At 58.7% G+C, this 18593-nt stretch carries 16 protein-coding genes; 10 read left to right on the top strand and 6 right to left on the bottom strand.

Features of this window, described 5'->3' with window-relative positions:
* Window positions 1-255 precede the first annotated feature (255 nt).
* Both HNI00_RS04810 and HNI00_RS04805 read left to right on the top strand, forming a co-directional pair.
* A complete protein-coding gene (locus HNI00_RS04810; protein WP_316791157.1) occupies window positions 256-1110 on the top strand; it encodes a peptidoglycan recognition protein family protein in 855 nt (284 codons plus the stop codon).
* Window positions 1107-2021: an EamA family transporter gene (locus HNI00_RS04805; RefSeq protein WP_316791155.1), complete on the top strand. Its 915-nt coding sequence runs from the start codon at window positions 1107-1109 to the stop codon at window positions 2019-2021. Before HNI00_RS04810 ends, HNI00_RS04805 begins: the two co-directional genes overlap by 4 nt.
* Here the strand turns inward: HNI00_RS04805 and HNI00_RS04800 are convergent.
* Complete coding sequence (locus HNI00_RS04800; protein ID WP_316791153.1) at window positions 1911-2900, bottom strand: LysR family transcriptional regulator; 990 nt, start codon at window positions 2898-2900, stop codon at window positions 1911-1913. The genes HNI00_RS04805 and HNI00_RS04800 overlap by 111 nt on opposite strands.
* A gap of 262 nt (window positions 2901-3162) precedes the next feature.
* On the opposite strand from HNI00_RS04800, the gene HNI00_RS04795 reads away from it, so the two are divergent.
* The gene (locus tag HNI00_RS04795) at window positions 3163-3471 is read left to right on the top strand and encodes a hypothetical protein (RefSeq protein WP_316791151.1); all 309 of its coding nucleotides are present in this window, start codon (window positions 3163-3165) and stop codon (window positions 3469-3471) included.
* Between the two features lie 22 nt (window positions 3472-3493).
* Here HNI00_RS04795 and HNI00_RS04790 read toward each other — a convergent pair whose 3' ends face one another.
* The 5 genes from HNI00_RS04790 to HNI00_RS04770 all read right to left on the bottom strand — a co-directional run bounded on the left by HNI00_RS04790 (window position 3494) and on the right by HNI00_RS04770 (window position 8724).
* Window positions 3494-4063 (bottom strand): GNAT family N-acetyltransferase, encoded by a 570-nt coding sequence (locus HNI00_RS04790; protein ID WP_316791149.1) that lies wholly within the window; start codon window positions 4061-4063, stop codon window positions 3494-3496.
* Window positions 4064-4113: 50 nt separating this feature from the next.
* The gene (locus HNI00_RS04785) at window positions 4114-5250 is read right to left on the bottom strand and encodes an ABC transporter substrate-binding protein (protein WP_316791147.1); all 1137 of its coding nucleotides are present in this window, start codon (window positions 5248-5250) and stop codon (window positions 4114-4116) included.
* 234 nt (window positions 5251-5484) lie between these two features.
* Window positions 5485-5994, bottom strand: coding sequence for an inorganic diphosphatase (locus HNI00_RS04780; RefSeq protein ID WP_297078662.1), 510 nt, complete (start codon window positions 5992-5994; stop codon window positions 5485-5487).
* Between the two features lie 526 nt (window positions 5995-6520).
* The gene (gene clpS, locus HNI00_RS04775) at window positions 6521-6841 is read right to left on the bottom strand and encodes an ATP-dependent Clp protease adapter ClpS (RefSeq protein ID WP_172799670.1); all 321 of its coding nucleotides are present in this window, start codon (window positions 6839-6841) and stop codon (window positions 6521-6523) included.
* Between the two features lie 56 nt (window positions 6842-6897).
* Window positions 6898-8724, bottom strand: coding sequence for a PAS domain-containing sensor histidine kinase (locus tag HNI00_RS04770; protein ID WP_316791144.1), 1827 nt, complete (start codon window positions 8722-8724; stop codon window positions 6898-6900).
* A 692-nt stretch (window positions 8725-9416) separates the two neighbouring features.
* On the opposite strand from HNI00_RS04770, the gene dnaN reads away from it, so the two are divergent.
* From dnaN to HNI00_RS04735, 7 genes are all read left to right on the top strand, one after another.
* Complete coding sequence (gene dnaN, locus HNI00_RS04765; protein ID WP_316791142.1) at window positions 9417-10580, top strand: DNA polymerase III subunit beta; 1164 nt, start codon at window positions 9417-9419, stop codon at window positions 10578-10580.
* Window positions 10581-10926: 346 nt separating this feature from the next.
* Window positions 10927-11787, top strand: coding sequence for a DUF72 domain-containing protein (locus HNI00_RS04760; RefSeq protein WP_316791140.1), 861 nt, complete (start codon window positions 10927-10929; stop codon window positions 11785-11787).
* A gap of 15 nt (window positions 11788-11802) precedes the next feature.
* Window positions 11803-12699, top strand: a complete 897-nt coding sequence (locus HNI00_RS04755; protein WP_316791139.1) for a UbiA family prenyltransferase — start codon at window positions 11803-11805, stop codon at window positions 12697-12699.
* Window positions 12700-12883: 184 nt separating this feature from the next.
* Window positions 12884-15442 (top strand): PEP/pyruvate-binding domain-containing protein, encoded by a 2559-nt coding sequence (locus tag HNI00_RS04750; RefSeq protein WP_316791137.1) that lies wholly within the window; start codon window positions 12884-12886, stop codon window positions 15440-15442.
* Entirely contained in the window at window positions 15436-16629 is a 1194-nt protein-coding gene (locus HNI00_RS04745; RefSeq protein ID WP_316791135.1) for a BtaA family protein, read from the top strand. Before HNI00_RS04750 ends, HNI00_RS04745 begins: the two co-directional genes overlap by 7 nt.
* A 142-nt stretch (window positions 16630-16771) precedes the next feature.
* Window positions 16772-17695, top strand: coding sequence for a class I SAM-dependent methyltransferase (locus tag HNI00_RS04740; RefSeq protein WP_316791133.1), 924 nt, complete (start codon window positions 16772-16774; stop codon window positions 17693-17695).
* 143 nt (window positions 17696-17838) lie between these two features.
* A complete protein-coding gene (locus HNI00_RS04735; protein WP_316791131.1) occupies window positions 17839-18549 on the top strand; it encodes an HAD family hydrolase in 711 nt (236 codons plus the stop codon).
* The last annotated feature ends 44 nt before the right edge of the window (window positions 18550-18593 follow it).

Raw genomic sequence — 18593 nt, 5'->3', positions numbered from 1 at the left:
ACCCTGATGCGAGGCACTCCGGGTTTGGTTCCCCCCTTGTTTAAGGGGGGTTAGGGGGGATCAAAGCATTGCCGTCTGAGCATACAAGACTTGTGTGTACACAGTAGCCCAAAGCAGGAGAGAGACTTCAAGCCGCTCTTGCTCCCCTTCTCCCGACTTGGGAAAAGGGGTCGGGGGATGAGGGCAGCTTGAACGTTGCACGTCGCGTTAGAGAACGTCTAGAACACTTTCCGAACACTTTCAGAGAACTGAACTATGGGACAACGGCTATTGCAGGCAATGGTGGCCACGCTGCTGGTGGTCTTGCTGATGAACGGGGCGGCGGCGATTCCCCGGTTTTCGCGGCCCGAGCCTGCGCCCCGTCCCCCAGCGCCGGAGGTTCCTGCCGTTGCCGACCCCGCCATTCCGCCCGATCGCGTGCCGCTGCCCGTGCCGCCCGACCCCATCCCCAACGACCAGCGGCAGGTTCTGGTTCCTGGCAAAGCGGATCTGTCCAGCGTGCGCGTGCCCTATCCCGTCATGCGCGAGGTGGCTTCCCGCTACACACCACGCCAGGAAATTGCGCCGCCCCACCCGACCAACTTTGGCTATCGCTTTTTGACGGATGCTGCGGGTCGCCCCGTCAACAACGACCCGATCGTGGTGCTGCATGAAACCGTCGGCTCTGCCAGCAGCGCCCTCAACACCTTCCGCACGCCCCATCCCAACGATGCCGACCAGCGCAGCTATCACGCCCTGATCCGGCTAAACGGGACGGTGGTGTATATCGTGCCGCCGGAGTATCGCGCTTTTGGGGCGGGAAATTCGGTGTTTGACGGGCCCAACGGTCGAGAAACGGTGAACACCAATCCGCAGTTTCCGCCCTCGGTGAATAACTTCGCCTATCACATCTCTCTGGAAACCCCCGGCGACGGCCGCGGCAACCAGGCGCGACACAGCGGCTATACGTCGGCTCAGTATCAATCCTTGGCCTGGCTGACTGCCCGCACGGGCATCCCTACCAACCGCATCACCACCCATCGGGCTGTTGATCGCTCTGGCAGCCGCAGCGACCCGCGCAGTTTTGACCGGGAGCGGTTTCTGGCGCTGCTGGGGCAGTTTGCCGGGTGACGGGGTTGGCGGCGTTTCGGGGAGAACTGGCGGCGCTGGCGGCGGCCCTGATCTGGGCGATCGCCTCCATTGCGTTTACCCGGCTCGGTCGGCGGCTCTCGCCCACGGCGCTGAATGTGTCTAAGGGGCTGATTTCCATTGGGCTGATTGGGCTGACGCTGGGGCTGCGGGGGGTGGGGCTGCCAGCGGCGAGCGGGTCGGCTGTTTGGCTGCTGGGGCTGAGCGGGGCGATCGGCATTGGGCTGGGCGACACGGCCTATTTTGCATCGCTGAACTGCCTTGGGGCGCGGCGGGGCCTCTTGCTGGAATCGCTGGCTCCCCCGCTGACGGCGCTGCTGGCGCTGCTGGTTTTGCAAGAGCGGCTGAGCGGCGCGGCGTGGCTGGGCATTGGGCTGACGGTGGGCGGCGTGGCGTGGGTGATTGTGGAGCGATCGCCCGACCCAGGACTTCCCCGCGATCGCCCCCTGCGCGGCCTGGTCTTTGGACTGATTGCAGCACTCAGCCAGGCCAGCGGGGCCGTCCTCTCGCGGGCGGCGCTTTCGACCACCGACATCAGCCCGCTGTGGGGCACGCTGATCCGGCTGGTGGCGGGGCTGGGGGTGGTGCTGCTGTGGCTCTTGGTCAAACCGCCGCAGTTTCGCAGCGTGGGCAAGGAGATGGGTCAGTTGCGATCGCCCCGCTTTTTGAGCATCGTCGCCGGGACGGCCTTTGCCAGCACGTTTCTAGGCATTTGGCTCCAGCAAACCGCCCTAAAGTTCGCGCCAGCGGGTGTCGCCCAATCGCTGCTGGCCACCAGCCCGCTATTTGTGATTCCGATTGCCGTTGCGCTGGGCGATCGCGTGAGTCTCCGGGCGGTGCTGGGGGTGCTGGTGGCGATCGCCGGAATTTGGCTGCTGTTCTGGCGGGGCTGACCGCCTCAGCGCATCCAAAAAGGCGTAGACCGCAGGCGGATGCAGCGCGTCTTTGCGAACCGCCACCTGAAACTCGCGCATCAGCGGCACGGGCAGCGGATACACCTGAATTCCCGGCGGCAGCGGTTCGGCTGCCAGTTGCGCCATGATCGTCGCGCCCAGCCCCCGCATCACCATGCTGACGATGGTGGAATCTTCGCTGATCTTGTAGGCAGGCTGGATGGGAACCTTGTGCGCTGCCAGATGCGTGCGAATCAGAAAGAAGCAGTGGTCGGTATCGACGGGCATGATCATGGGGAAGCTCGTCAGTTCCTCCCAGGTCAGCGGAGAATGCTGCAACTCGGCATCGGGCGGCAGCAGCGCCACGTATTCATCCTGGCACAGCGTCCAAGTGTCGAACTCTTCCACCGACGCGCTCCAGCAAAACAGGGCAATATCAACGCGCCCCTCCCGCAAGCTTTGCTCGATCTCGGCGGCTCCGCGAAATTCCTCAATGCTGACGGTGATGCCGGGATAGTCCTGACGAAACTCGGCGATGATGTCGGGCAGCAGGTGCGTTGCCGCGCTGCGAAACGAGGCCACCCGCACCTGGCCGCCCTGGAGTCCCTTGGCCAGGTTGGCTTCCTTATCCATCACCTCCAGCAGGTGCAGCATTTGGCGGGCATGGCCCAGGATGCGATCGCCTACCGGGGTTAAATGCGCCCCGCGTCGCCCCCGCGTGAACAAGATCACGCCCAGTTCAGACTCCAAAGTGGCGATCGCATGGCTCACCGCCGACTGCGACACGCCCAGTTGCAGCCCTGCCTCGCCAAAGTTGCCCGATTCTGCCACGGCCACCAGCGCCCGCAGTTGCGAAAGCTTGATATTGTCCTGGTTCATGGCGATTGCCTGCGTGAGTGGGTGATGGAGTGAAGCGAGGATGGGGACGAGCTTAAATCAGTCGGGACGGGCCATTCCTCAGCCGCCGTCACTCGTCTCCTGACCCTCTCAGATTATCCGCTCTGCCTCCATTCATCCATGAATTTCATTCATGAATTGGATTCATATAAACTTTTGATTCTCCAAGTCGCGCTGCCTAGAGTGGGAGCATCCGCTATCTAGAGACCCCTTCCAAACCCACTATCCCCTTGGAGAATCCGCCATGCGTAGCCCATCCGAATCCTTGAATCAGCCCTGCCTAGATTTGATTAATATCGACAGCCTCAGCAGCCTCGACAGCCTGGAACGCCTCACCACAAAGACTCGGTTGCAGAAAATGCGGGCCCTGGGCAAGCGCATCGAAGCCGTCCTCCACCGCTTTGGCGGCGCACCCGAACCCCGCGTCTGGCAAACGGGCGATCGCTCTGGCAACCTCGTCTGGCATGTCTACGATCCCACCAGCAACTGCTCCGCCACCTTTGCCTCAGAAGCTGAAGTGCGCGTCTGGCTGGAAGAGCGGTATCAGCTATAGAAAGATTCGGGCTTTGGGCACGTCATATTGCACCCGAAGCCTGAACTAAACTCCATTTCTCCCTGGCTAGCTCAAAGGTTTGCTCAACACACCACTCCCCTTTGAACAGCACCTCGTCCGATCGCACTAGAGTCATTCCCAACCGCTGTAGCAAGCGAATCGACGGCTCATTTCGCATATCCGTGATCCCCACAACCTTGCCGATGGTTCCAAGCTGAAACAGTGCATCTATCAGCCCTTGAACCGCCTCCTTTGCATATCCCTGACCCTGCGCCCCGCGCCCCAGCGTGAACCCAATTTCCACGACCGCTGGGTTTTCTCGATAAACCTGCATCCCGATGTCACCCAGGAGCAGGTTGGACTGTCGGTGGGCGATCGCAATTTGAAACCATTCACCGGGCATCCCGATGGGTGCCGTCTGCATTTCGCTGATAAAGCATTGTGCTTCAGCAAGAGAGAGCATAGACCAACCCTGGAATCGAGCCACTTGCGGATCTTGGCGATAGGCAAGGAACGGTTTCAGGTCGAGGTCAACAAAGCGACGGAGGATTAGCCGCTCCGTTACCAGGGGAAGAAACTGTTCTGCAAACAAAGAATCCTACTCCGGGTCACTGAATTTGGGATGCGCTTTATCCTGGATCGCTAACTGGCTTTCAACTGGGTCCACAGCTTGTCATACTGCTCATTCTCCGCACCCAAATCCTTAATGCCCTCAAACGTTGCCATCATGGCATCGTCAGGGTACAGGTTCGTATTAGACCGAAGTTCCGCAGGCAGCAGATCAAACGCCTTCTGGTTGGGCGTGGCAAACTTCAGTTCGCTGGAGGCAAACGCAGCCGTTTCGGGGTCGAGCATGAAGTTCATCCACTCGTAGGCCGCGTCCACATTCGGCGCAGTCGTAGGAATCACCATCGTATCAGTCCAAACTGAGGTGCCGCTCTTGGGAATCACGTATTTTAGTTCGGGATGTTCTGCGGGCAGCGCATTGCCCAAAATCGAGTAGGTCATGCACAGCACCAGATCGCCCGCGATCAGCCGATCTTCCCACCCAAAGGACTCGAACGCCCGCACCGCAGGCTTTAGCTCCCGCAGCTTTTGGTAGGCTTCCTGTAGCTCAGCGGGATTGGTGGAATTGTAGGAATATCCGAGAGACTTCAGCACTGCGCCCATCGTTTCGCGGGGGTCATCGAGCAGCGTCATCTTGCGAGCTAGCTTATCCTTATTTTCCCAGAGATAGTCCCAATCTTCGGGGCCCGGATTGAGTACGTTACTGTTGTAGATAAATCCGGTCGTGCCCCAACTGACGGGGACGCTGTGAACGTTTTTGGGATCGTAGAGCGGGTCTTGCCAGCGATCGCGCAAGTTTGCCAGCCCTGGCAACCGCGACTGATCAATCTTGGTCAGCATCTCCAACTCGATCATCTGCCGCACCATATAGTCCGACGGATACAGAATGCTGTACTGGTTGCCGCCGCCTGCCTGCATCTTGGCCAGCATGACTTCGTTGCCGTCATACACATCGGCAATCACCTCAATACCCGTTTTCTCTTGAAACCGCTGATAGAGCGCGGGACTGGAATAGTCTGCCCAGGTGTAAATGTACAGCGGCCCAGCGGCCGCGGTGGCGGGGCTGCTGTCAGCGGCAGGTGCAGCGCCCGGAGCCGCACCAGACTCCGACGGGCTGCGGCCGCAGTTGCTCAGAGCCACACCCGAAACGACAGCAGCAGAAAATTGCAAAAAGCGGCGGCGTGTGGTGCGGGAAAAGCGGATGGAGGTCATGAGTACAGCTATATTTAGGTGGGGGCAAGGGTTCAGTCTTGGGGAATAGATTACAACACTTGCAGCCGATTGACGTAATCAGGCGTTGCAAACCGGGTTCAGCGTGGGTCAAACCCCAAAGGCAAAACCCGCCCAGAGCATGAACTCCAAACGGGTTGTTGCAGGAGATTGGGGTAAGCAGGGCGATCGCCCCGGACTATCCCTCAATGAGTCGTTTAGTGGGTCGTCTTCAGGCTACTTGTAAGCTGCGACGCACTGTTCCACTAGCGGCAACACCTGATCAACATCCTTCCAGCCCAAAATTTCCGTCACCTTTTTCTCCAGGTTCTTGTAGGTGCGGAAGAACTCGGCGATTTCGTCTAGGCGGTGGGGAGCTAGGTCTGCCAGAGACTTGACCCCTGCATAGCGGGGATCTTTGTCGGGCACGCAGAGGATCTTCTCGTCGCGATCGCCCCCATCCACCATTTCCAGCATCCCAATCGGCCGCGCCGCAATTACGCAACCGGGAAAAGTGGGCTGATCCATGATCACCATGCCGTCCAGCGGGTCGCCATCGTCCGCCAGCGTATTGGGCACAAAGCCATAGTCATAGGGATAATGCACCGAGGCGTACAGCACCCGATCCAGCGCGAAGGCGTTCATGTCCTTGTCAAACTCGTACTTGTTTTTGCTGCCCGCCGGAATCTCGATCAGCACGTTGATCAGGCCGGGCTTTGGCTGAGGGGGAATACGCGATAAATCCACTGTTCTTTCTCCAGCGCAAGGGTTCAGTTGTTGCAGGGGTTAGAGGATAGGGCGATCGCCCCGCATTGCTAACGAAATAGAAATCAGAACAGAGAGCCAGCCTAATACAGGTTGACAGGCTTGCTTTCGGTTCTCACGTTTACTCTTTCCCTGCATGAAAGCGGATTAACAGGATGCATTGACCCAACACCCGCTCCCCGAATAGCATTTTAGGGGAAGACGGTGACCACGCTGAGGAATTGCCCTAAGGAATTGCTCTAGGGAATTGCCCTAAGAGGATGTTTGAAACGTCCTACTGTTTGCAGCAAAGCGTGCAAGATCCCCCTAAATCCCCCTTAAAAAGGGGGACTTTAAGGCGGGTTCCCCCCTTTTCAAGGGGGGCTAGGGGGGATCTCTGAGTGCTTAACATTACAGGCGATACCTTTTCAAACACCCTCTATGGAGTTGCAGATTTATTGCAGAAGAAGCAACCAGCCGGGGCCGGGTATCCAGGCACTCACTCGTTCTCCCACAGGCATCCAGCCACCTAAGCGGCTTCTAGGGGAGCCATCGTCAGCCCTTCGCGGCGAAGCTGCTGGTGATAGAGTTCGGCTTGCTCTTGCGGGCCCACCCAGACCGTAGCCTGCCCTTCATAGTGAACCTGATTGGTCAAATCCCAAGCGCGATCGCCCGACATGCCCGGAATGTACTTCATCAGGCACTCGGCTACATGCTGGAACGTATTGAAGTCGTCGTTTAGCACGATGACTTTGTAATTTGGGTAGGGTTTGCGGACTGTCTGACTTGTCTTATCGGGGGCGATCGTCGGCGCAGCAGCCATCGCCATCGGTGCGAAAGAGGCAGTCATCAGCATAAAACTCGCGATTAAGCTCTACATTAAGCAAGATGTAATATTTCCCTTCCCTAGTTTACCGGGGGGGACGAATTTTGGGTAGACTCTGGAGTTTGACCCGAAACGAGGGGAATCTCGATTTCAAACGTGGTGCCCTCGCCGGGGGCAGAGAGGCAGCGCAGATTGCCGCCATGCTTTTCGACCACCACCTGATAGCTGATCGCCAGCCCCAGCCCCGTTCCTTTGCCGACGGGCTTTGTGGTAAAAAACGGGTCAAATAGCCGCTGCTGAACGGCTGGCGGAATGCCGGGGCCATTGTCGGCGATCGCCACACACACTCGATCTGCGCCCACCCGCTGCGTCCGAATCAAAATTTTCGGCTCAAACCCCGGTCGCCGCTCCAGTTCTTCTTCCAGCGCGTCCACCGCATTGCTCAGCAGGTTCATAAAGACCTGATTGAGTTGGCCCGCGTAGCACTCAATTTCTGGCAGGCTGCCGTAGTCCTTTTCAATGGCGATCGCCACACACTCCTCCCCCTTGGTTCCTGGCACAGGGCGCGGCTTCAGCCGATGCTGCAAAATCATCAGCGTACTATCAATTCCCTCATGCAAGTCCACAACCTTCATCTCGGCTTCGTCCATGCGGGAAAACGTCCGCAGCGACGCAACAATCTTTTGAATGCGATCCGCCCCCACCTTCATCGAGGCCAGCAGCTTCGGCAAATCCTGCATCAGAAAATCCAGATCCACCTTTTCTGCACGTTCCTGGATCGTGGAATGTGGTTCGGGATAGTGTTGCTGATAGAGATGGATAATGTCTAGCAGATCCCGGATGTATTGGCTGGCGTAGGTGAGGTTGCCGTAGATAAAGTTCACCGGGTTGTTAATTTCATGCGCCACCCCCGCCACGAGCTGCCCCAGACTCGACATTTTTTCGTTTTGAATCATCTGGCTCTGGGTGCGCTGTAGCTCGATCAGCGTGTTTTGCAAATCCTGAGTCTTTTGGCGCAGCTCCGTTTCCGACTGTTGCAGTTTCACCTGGGCCTGCTTGCGCTCGGTGATGTCGCTAATGGTGCCCACCATGCGGTAGACCTCGCCCGCCTCGTTCTCCACAAACGCGCCGCTGTCCTGCACGTAGATATAGCTGCCGTCTGCTTTGCGAAAGCGATATTCCTCCACCTGATAGGGCAGCCGCAGTTGCAGCGATCGCTCTAGCCGCGCCATCACATCGGGCAAATCCTCAGGATGCACCCGCTCTTTCCAGCCTTCAAAGCCAAATTGGTGAAACGCTTCGGGGCTGTGCCCGGTCATGCTGGCGATCGCTCCCGCCCAGAGAATCTGCCCCGTCTGAAAGTCGCAATCATAAATCAACTGGCCCGTGCGCTCAGCCACCAGCCGAAACCGCTCCTCGCTCTCCCGCTGCGCCGCCTCAGCCAAACGGCGATCGGTGATGTCCATCGCCGTGCCCACCAGTCGATACACCCGCCCCTTGCCATCCTTCAGCGGATTCAGCGTCGTCAAAAACCAGCGATCCTTCCCCTGAAAGACCCGCAGTTCCTCATAGGTGTACACATCTGCCCGTTCAACGCAGGTACGAAACCGCTGGGCGATCGCGCCACCCTGCTCCGGGCCAAACACTTCTTCTAGCGTTTTGCCAACCACATCCGCCGAGCGCTTGCCCACATCCATCTCGCTGATGGGGTTCCACCCCGCCACGTACAGGTCGCCATTCTCCCGCACATCGCACACAAACACCGAGAAGTTCACACCCTCGTAGATACTGCGGAGAAACTGCTCCTGCTCCCGCAGCACGGCATCGGAATCAGCACCCAAATCAGACAACCTGTCGGCATCTGGGTGCAACCGAGACGTAGAAATAGGCTCAGGCAAGTTTGACACGGCTATAGGTTCCAGGATGCGGTCATCATGCAAATCTGTTCAGTCGCGTCAAGGGAAATCAAGTCCTGACTGCGGGTCGAATCCAACGGACAACGTCTACCCCTAATGCTTACACCCATTCGCCAGTGATGTCCGGCTTGGAACACCCTAATAATCTAAAACCCAGGTTTCCCTGACGCAGGTCAATTTTTTCAAAGTTTTCCAACCGTGCCTAAAAGGATTCTAAAGAAAGGAAAAAACTTACCGCCCTCGACCTGTGGAAAACTTGTGGATTTCTGTGGAAAACCTGTTGAAACGATCGTGGAAAGCGGGTTTCGATCGTGGAAAAGTCTGGGAATCCCAAGGATGCTGTGGAAAAAGACTGGCGTTTTCCACAAGTTTTCCACAGGTGAGATCAGATTCTGATCGCGAGTCGGCCTGTGATCCCCAATTTTTTCCACACTTTCCACAGCCCCTACTACTATCCTCTCGATCTTTAAAGAATTTTCCGAACCCGCTCAAAAAGAGAGCCTGTTTGCACACCTGTTTGCCCAGTTTAAACCTGACGGGCAACGGTGCTAGGATGACGTTCCAACCCTTTTGGAGATCGGCTGTCGATTGGCGCTTTAGCTGCTTTAGCTATAGGGTTCCCAAAGGGTTCCCCAGTTCACTGCTCCGCAAACCTGCCTGCTGAGTTCTTTTTTGTTCCCGCCATGAAACTTACCTGCCCACAGAGCGAACTCAATGCCCACTTGTCGCTGGTGAGCCGTGCTGTGCCCTCAAATCCGAGTCATCCGGTGCTAGCAAACGTGCTGATGCACGCGGACGAAGACAAGCAGGAAATCAGCCTGACCGGGTTTGACCTGAGCTTGGGGGTGCAGACGAGCTTTTCGGCGCAGGTGGAAGAGGGGGGGCTGCTTACGCTACCCGCTAAGCTGCTGAGTGACATCGTATCGCGCCTGCCCAACGAGGAAATCACCCTCAGTACGGAGGCAGATAGCAGCCTGGCCACACTGACTTCGGCGCTGGGCCGCTACCAAGTGCAGGGCCTCGACGCGACCGAATACCCAGAATTGCCGACGGTGGAGTCAGGGGAAGCGGTCTATTTGCCGGTGGAGCAATTGATCGAGGGGCTGCGGGGGGCGCTGTTTGCGGCCAGCACAGACGAAACCAAGCAAGTGCTGACGGGGGTGCATATCGCAGTAGCCGCTGATGAGATGGAGTTTGCAGCGACGGATGGACACCGGCTATCGGTGGTGAATACCGTGAAGTCGGACGCAGCAGACGGGTCCGCAGACGGGGTCGTAGACGGTGAGGCTGAAACGGCGTTTGATGTCACGGTTCCTGGCAAGGCGCTGCGGGAACTGGAGCGGATGCTGCAACTGCACCCAGCAGGAGAGGCGATCGCCCTCCGATTTGACCAGGGACAACTGCTGTTTCAGTGGGACAATCAGCGCCTCACCAGTCGCCTGCTGGAAGGGCAGTATCCCAACTATCGCCAGTTGATTCCTCGTCAGTTTTCGCGCCAGATGACCGTCGAGCGCAAGCTGCTGATTGGGGCGCTGGAGCGTATTTCCGTACTAGCCGACAAGAAAAACAACATCGTGAAATTTAGCCTGGATACTGCGGGGCAAGAAGTGGTGATTTCTGTCGATGCGCCAGACGTGGGTAGCGGTCGCGAGGTGCTTCCGGCCCAGATCTCTGGCGATAGTTTAGATATTGCCTTCAACGTCCGCTATCTGCTGGAAGGGCTGAAGGCGCTGAACACGGGTGAGGTGCAGATGCAGTGCAACACGGCAACGAGTCCGGCAATTCTAACGCCGCTGGGTGGACTGAAAATGACCTATCTGGTGATGCCCATTCAGATCCGGAGTTGAAAGATTTCCAGAGCCGTTTGTGGCACTGAGTCAATCGTGGAGGATGAACCTCACAAAGCCCTTTTGGACGAACATTTCGCAGTCTGGGGTCAAAATCAGTCAAAATCAATGGGGGCGATCGCCCAGAAGTGTTGGTGCTGCAAAATGGGCGATCGCCAAAAGGCTGCGCCAAGGATATAGCGATTGAAAGAAGGGCGATCGCTCATTCCATCCGAATCAGATGTTAGCGTTAAGAAGCAGAGGGCCGTTTTATTCTCGAATACCTTTCTGAAATACTGTTCTGAAATGCTGTTCTGAAATGCTGTTCTTGAATACTTAACCTACTCGCAACCCCTGCGGTTTCGCTATGTTTCGGATTGGCTGCGCGATTTGGGCATATAAAGCCTGGGTGGGCGGATTGTATCCCAGCGGGAGTCGGTCGGCAGATTTTCTGCGGCTTTATGGGCAGCGGTTTACAACCGTGGAAGGCAACATCACCTTTTATTCCACGCCCGACGAGCAGACCGTGCAGCGTTGGGTGATGGACACGCCTGCGGGGTTTCACTTTTGCCCCAAGCTGCCGCGCGATGTGTCGCATCAGGGCTTGCTGGCTCCGCAACTGCCAGCGGCGATCGCCTTTTTGGATCGCATGGCAGGACTGGGCGATCGCCTCGGCCCAATGTTTCTCCAACTGCCGCCCAGCTATGGCCCTGCCCAGCAAGACGACCTGCGGGCATTTCTGGCGGGCTGGCCCCACGACCGCGCCGAGCTAGCCGTTGAAGTCCGGCATTTGGACTGGTTTCGAGAGGTCAATACCATCGAGCTAACGTATCTGCTGGCAGGCTACCACACAAGCCGCGTCTTACTCGACACGCGACCGATTTACGACTGCCCCGACGACCCCCAAATCCGGTCGGAGCGCAAAAAGCCCCGCGTGCCGCTCCACAAAACCCTCACCACCGACACGGCGCTGATTCGCTACATTAGCCATCCCAGCCTCGACTTCAACGAACCTTACTTTCAGGACTGGGCACGGCAAATCACCGAATGGCTGCAAGCCGACAAGCGAGTTTACTTATTTATCCATTGTCCCGTGGAGGAACATTCTCCTCGCAATGCCAGACAGTTTCAATATTGGCTAGAGCAGGCGGGCGCACCGGTGCCCCCCCTGCCCTGGGATGCGATCGCCCAACCTCCCGAAGAACCGCAGCAGTTGAGTTTGTTTTGATGAGCCTGTTTTGCCATGAACCGCTGGTGGACTTACCAAAAAGAACGCTTTCCCCTACTGACCAACGGGCTGCTGATTGCGGCGTTTGCGGCGGGGGCGGTGGGCTATGGGGCGCTGGTGCGGGGCGCGGCGGCGTTTCCAGTGGGTGCATGGGCGATCGCCTTCCCTTGTCTGTTTCTGTTTTTCCTGCAATTGCGCGTTGCCGATGAGTTCAAAGATGCTGACACCGATCGCCAGTTTCGCCCCTATCGCCCCGTGCCGCGTGGGTTGGTGACGCTGACGGAGTTGGGTTGGGTGGCGATCGCCGCAGGTGTGCTGCAATTGGGACTGTCACTCGCAGTCGGGCGATCGCTGGTGGGAATGCTAGGACTGGTGTGGGCATACCTGGGGCTAATGACCCGCGAGTTTTTTGCCCCGCGCTGGCTCAAGGCGCGTCCCGTAGTGTATCTGCTATCCCACGCGGTGATTTTGCCGCTGATGGCGGGGTTTGCGATGGCGTGTGATTGGGCGATCGCCCAGGCTGCACCCGACTGGCGAATGCTCTGGTTTTGCGGGGTCAGCTATTTCATTAGTCTGGCCATCGAAATCGGTCGCAAAATTCGCGCTCCCCAGGACGAAGAACCCGGTGTGGAAACCTACACGGCGCTGTGGGGGGTGCAGCGAGCCGCGATCGCCTGGTTGACGGTGATCTGGCTGATGGCGATCGCCACGCTCATAGCCGCCCGCGCCGTCGGCATCCTGCCCCTGGGGGGTCTGGCTGTGTTGCCCCTGCTCACCCTGGCGATGGTCGCTCCCTGGCGCTTCCTTGCCCGCCCTGTTCCCGCCTGGGCCGATGCCTTTCAGGGCGTGACGGGCTTTTGGGTGCTGGGCGTGTGCCTAATTCTGGGACTGGTGCCGTTTTGGGTTCGGTAGGGAGTGGTGGAGGGGGAAGAGAGAAGAATGGAAGAACGAAAAATGAAGAACGAAGAACGAAGAGCGAAGAACGAAGAACTTAAAACGAAAGGCGAAGAACGAAGAACGAAAAGCGAAGAGGTTCCATTTTTCGTTTTTCCTTTTTCGTTTTTCGTTCTTCCATTTTTCCCTCTCCCCCTCTCCTATGTCTTTCATTCTCTTTTCTGCTGACCCCGACCTCCTGCCTGATCAACTCGGCGGCAAGGCGCGATCGCTCTATGATTTGCAGTATTCCGCAACGGGCGAGTTTCCGATTCCCGACTGGTTTGTGGTGTCGCCGGAAGCGTTCACGGCGGGGCAGGGAGTCGCGCTGACTGAGGCGGTGAGGGCGGAACTGGGGGGGGCGATCGCCCGCTTGTGTCCCCAGGGGGAACTCGTCGCCGTGCGCTCGTCGGCGGTGGAGGAGGATGGCGCAACGCTGTCGTTTGCGGGGCAGCTAGAGAGCTACTTGTTTGTGCCGCCGGAGCAGGTGGGCGATCGGATTGTGCAGGTGTGGAAATCGGCGACGAGCGATCGCCTGCTGGCCTATCGCCGCGAGCATGGGCTAACGGAACCGCCCCCGCCGCCGGCCGTGCTGGTGCAGCGCATGGTGAGTGCAGAACTGGCGGGCGTGGCCTTCAGCGCCAACCCGATTACCCATCAGCGGGGCGTGGCGGTGGTGTCGGCGGTGCGGGGCGTGGGCGAAACCCTCGTCTCTGGCGAGTCGGATGCAGACACTTGGACGGTGAATCGGGATGGCGAAATTCTCTCCGCCCAACTGCAAGACCCCGCAAACCCAGTGCTGACTCTGGCGCAGGTGCGCGACATTGCCCAGCTTGCCCGCCGCGCCGAGCGACACTTTGCCTGCCCGCAGGATATCGAATGGGCGATCGCCCAGGGCCGGCTTTACCTCCTGCAATCGCGCCCCATCACCACCCTGCGCGGCCAGCCCGACCCCGACAGCCGCCTGGTCATCTGGGACAACAGCAACATTGCCGAGAGCTACGGTGGCATCACCACGCCGCTCACCTTTTCCTTTGCCCGCCGCGCCTACGAAGCGGTGTATCGAGAATTTTGCCGGATGATGGGCGTTGCGGAAGGGGCGATCGCCCAGCAGGACTCCACCTTTCGCTGTCTGCTGGGACTGGTGCAGGGGCGGATTTATTACAACTTGCTGAACTGGTATCGCGTGCTGGCGCTGCTGCCCGGATTCCAGGTGAATCGCCGCTTTATGGAACAGATGATGGGCGTGAAGGAGGAGCTTCCTGCCGATGTCCTCGCTACGCTCCAGCAGGCCACCGCCCAGGATAAGATCCGCGATAGCCTGCGTCTGGTCAAAACGCTGCTGGGTTTGGTGAAAAATTATCTAACCTTACCGGATCAGATTCGCCGATTTTATACTCGTCTGGACGTGGCCCTCAGCCTGCCTGCTGCCTCGCTAGACACCCGCAGTGCCGAAGAACTCGTTGCTCACTACTACGACTTGGAGCGCCAGCTTTTGACCCGCTGGGATGCGCCCCTTGTGAACGACTTCTTCGCCATGATCTTCTACGGTGTGTTGCGAAAGCTCACCGCTGCCTGGTGTGGCGACGCTGCTGGAACCCTGCAAAACGACCTGATCAGCGGCGAGGGCGGCATGGTCAGCGCCGAACCCGCCCGCCGCATTCAGCAGATGGCCCACACCGCTGCCCAGTCGCCTGCCCTTGTCGAGTTGCTGCAACGGGGTTCCCTCTGGGACATTCGCGCCAAGCTCTCTGCCTTTCCTGCATTTCAGGCGCAATATGAGGAGTACTTGGCAAAATTTGGCGATCGCTGCCTAGAAGAACTAAAGCTCGAAAGCCCCACATTGCAGGACGATCCGCTGATGCTCCTGCGCTCTGTGGGCAGTTTGGCAGCCGTCAGGGGGCAAGCATCCGGCGGCATGGAGGGCGGCATGGAGCCAATCGCCCCAGTCCCCCAGCCCTCCCTGCGCCATCGCGCTGAAGCTCAGGTGCAGCAGTCTCTCCGGGTTGCTCCCCTGCGGCGGCTCCTGTTCAACTGGGTGCTTCAGAACGCGAGGGCACGGGTGTGCGATCGCGAAAATTTGCGCTTCGAGCGGACTCGCGTGTTTGGGCGGGTGCGGCGCATCGCCGTGGAACTGGGTCGCCGCTTTTATGCCGAGGGCTGGCTGGATGATCCCCGCGATGTCTTTTATCTGGAGCTAGAGGAACTCTTGGGCAAGCTCGACGGCACGGCCACCTGCCACGACCTGAAGGGACTGGTGCATGTCCGTCGCGCCGAATTCGACCGCTACCGAGAATTGCCCCCACCGGGCGATCGCCTCCAGGTGCCAACTCCCCAACCCGCCAGTTCCCCAATGCCGCAAAACGCCAGCACCCTGCAAGGACTGGGCTGTTGCCCTGGACGCGTCCGCGCTCCGGTGCAGGTCATTACCGACCCCAAAACCGCCGTACTAAAACCGGGCAGCATCCTAGTGGCCGAGCGCACCGATCCGGGCTGGATCATGCTGTTTCCGGCGGCGGCGGGCGTATTGGTAGAAAGGGGCAGTCTGCTGTCCCATGCGGCAATTGTGGCGCGGGAGATGGGCATTCCAGCAATCGTGTCGATTCCCGGCGTGACCACGGCGCTGCAAACGGGCGACTGGGTGGAAATGGACGGCAGCACGGGAACCATTTTGCGGGTTTCCACCGTCGAAGCGTCTCAGGAGGGCGCAGGCGTATGTTGAGTAACGTAGACGACGAAACCGAGGAACCGACGGGCGACTTGAGTGGCCATGCGCCCCGAAAGTCCATGTCGCAGGCTCCACCGCCCCAGACTGCCTCAGAGGTGCAGCGCCGGGCCGACTTTTCCTATATCCGCTACGCCCAGTGTTGGGAAGATGCCGAAATTTTGCTGGAGGCGCTGGATATCCGCCCCGGCGACACCTGTCTGGCGATCGCCTCTGCGGGAGACAATGCCCTGGCCATGCTCACCCAAGACCCGGCGCGAGTCATCGCTCTCGACCTCAGCCCGGCGCAGTTGGCCTGTTTGGAACTGCGGGTCGCGGCCTACCGCGAGTTAGAGCATGAGGAACTGCTGGTGCTGATTGGCTCGCGTCCGGGGCGCAACCGACCGGAACTTTATCAGCGCTGCCGCAGCCAGCTTTCGCCAGATGTGTGCTACTTCTGGGATACCCATCCAGCCGAGATCGAGCGGGGGATCGGGCACGCAGGCAAATTCGAGCGCTATTTTGACCTGTTTCGCCGCCGCGTGCTGCCGCTGGTTCACTCGCGCCGCCAAGTGATGCGGCTGTTAGAGGGCGGTCCGCCGGAGCAGTGTGAGCGGTTTTATCGGCGCGAGTGGGACACTTGGCGCTGGCGGCTGATGTTTCGGATTTTCTTTTCGCGGCTGGTGATGGGGCGGATGGGGCGCGACCCCAGCTTCTTCAAGTATGTAGACGGCGACGTGGCCAGCCGCATCCTCAGCCGCACCCGCTACGCCCTTACCCAGCTCGACCCCGCCGAAAATCCCTATTTGCAGTGGATTCTCACGGGTCAACATCTGACGGCGCTGCCCCTCGCGCTTCAGCCCGAACACTTCGACACGATTCGGGCCAACCTGCATCGGCTGGAGTGGCACTGCTGCTCGGTAGAAGAGTATCTGAAGCGCCTGCCCCACGGGGCGATCGCCCGCTTTAACCTAAGCGATATTTTCGAGTATCTGTCGCTGCCCAACTATTACCATCTGCTGCATCGGCTGGTGCAAGTGGGCAAACCGGGCGGCCGCTTGGTGTATTGGAATATGCTGGCTCCCCGCAGCCGTCCAGCGGGGATGGCAGATCAGCTGCGCCCCCTGCCCGAACTGGCCGAAGCCCTGCACCGCCAAGACAAAGCCTTTTTCTACAGCGCTTTCGTGGTCGAGGAAATCTGCTAGCTCCAGAGGCTTGCAAGGGTGCTGGAGCCTGCTTGTTGACCCGTAGAATCGGGTTACAATCCTGATATAACAATTCGTTACAAACGAGAACCGAGACGACTGCACTCAACTCCTGGAGGCGCGTTTGAGGCGCGATCGCCCTATGCCTGTCCGCAATGACACCATTTTTGAGCGATTTCTGGCTCCGGTCGTCAAAACCTTCCTAATCGACCGGGACGCGATTCTGCGCTATTACCAGAGTCGCGATTGGCAGCAAGAGAGCGATCGCCTCCGCAACCCAGCGGTAGAATACCCCAGCTATTACAGCAGCCAAAATTTTCACAGCATCGAGGGTGGCTATCTCAGCGTGGAAGCGGCGCTGTCCTACGACCCGATTACGCAATACGCACTGCCGCCGAATGAAACCTGGGTTCGCAAGGCGCTGCTGGAGCGAGTGCAGGGCAATCCCCGGCGAATTCTGGATCTGGGCTGCGGCACGGGCACCTCGACGCGGATGCTAAAGCGGGCGTTTCCCCAGGCAGAGGTGATCGGGCTGGATCTGTCGCCCTACATGCTGGCGGTGGCAGAAGATAAAGCAAAGGGCGATTCGCGCAGCGATTCCTATGGGAATCGTCTCGATATCCAGTTTGTCCATCAAAACGCTGAGCAGACGGGCTTTCCCGATGCCAGCTTCGATCTCGTGACCGCCACGCTGTTGTTCCACGAAACGCCGCCCGAAGTCGCCCAGACCATCCTGCGGGAAGCCTTTCGCCTGCTGACCGTCGGCGGACAAGTGCTGGTGCTAGACGGCAACCAGAGCGTGATTCGCCAGACCGAGTGGCTCACGGAAATTTTTGAAGAACCCTACATCAAAGCCTATGCCGCAGGCAGCGTCGATGCCTGGATGGGCAAGGCCGGGTTTGGCGCGGTGCAAACCGACAGCCTGTGGGTGATTCACCAAATTACGCAGGGCGTAAAACCGCTGCCGGGGCAGCAGGTGCGCTCGGTGGAGTTTGCCACGCCGCTAGGAGAGGGCGATCGCCAGTGGGCATGGAATTGGGGTGGCGAGGCGGTGAGGGGAGGATGAGATGATGTGAGAAGGAGTGACGGAAAAAACGAAGAACGAAGAACGAAGAACGAAACCTCTCCGCTCTTCCCTCTTCGTTCTTCCCTTTCCCCTCTTCGTTCTTCCCTTTTCCCTCTTCGTTCTTCGTTTTTCTCTCCTTGCCCATGTCTCTCCGCGCGATTCTCTTCGACTTCAACGGTGTCATTATCAACGACGAACCGCTGCACCAACGGCTGCTAGAAAAGCTGCTGGTGGAAGAGAACCTGCGCCCGAAGCCAGAGGAGTATCGGGAGGTGTGTGTAGGGCGGAGCGATCGCGCTTGCATTCGAGAACTGCTGTCGCGGCGCGGGCGCATCGTCACCGACACGTACCTGGATGAGCTGGTAGCCCGCAAGTCGCGCTATTACCAGTTGCAGATTCAGGAAATTGAAAAGCTGCCCAGCTATCCGGGGCTGGAGGATCTGATCTTTCAAATTCGGGCGGCGCAACTGCCGATGGCGATCGTTAGCGGAGCCGTGCGAGCAGAAATTGAAACGGTGCTGGCGCGGCTAAACCTGGCGGACTATTTCAAAGTCATTGTGGCGGGCGACGAGATTCCGACCAGCAAGCCGGAGCCAGACGGCTACTTGCTGGGGGTGCAGCGGCTGAACGAAGCCATTCCCGGACTCAATCTGCAACCATCAGAATGTCTTGCGATTGAAGACACGTTCGCAGGCATCGAAGCGGCGAAACGGGCAGGAATGCAGGTCGTCGGCATCGCCAATACCTACCCGTTTCACATGATGCAGCGCCGCGCCAACTGGGCGATCGACTATTTTAATGACCTGGATTTGGATTATGTGCGTCGGGTCTTCTCGCAATTGACTGCGGCCTGAAACACTTCGCCAATCTTGTTGAAATATTAAAAAGTAGCGAAATA

It is taken from the genome of Thermoleptolyngbya oregonensis NK1-22 (assembly GCF_032705245.1).
Taxonomy (GTDB): Bacteria; Cyanobacteriota; Cyanobacteriia; order Elainellales; family Elainellaceae; genus Thermoleptolyngbya; species Thermoleptolyngbya sichuanensis.
This window is presented reverse-complemented; position numbering and strand designations above follow the sequence as displayed.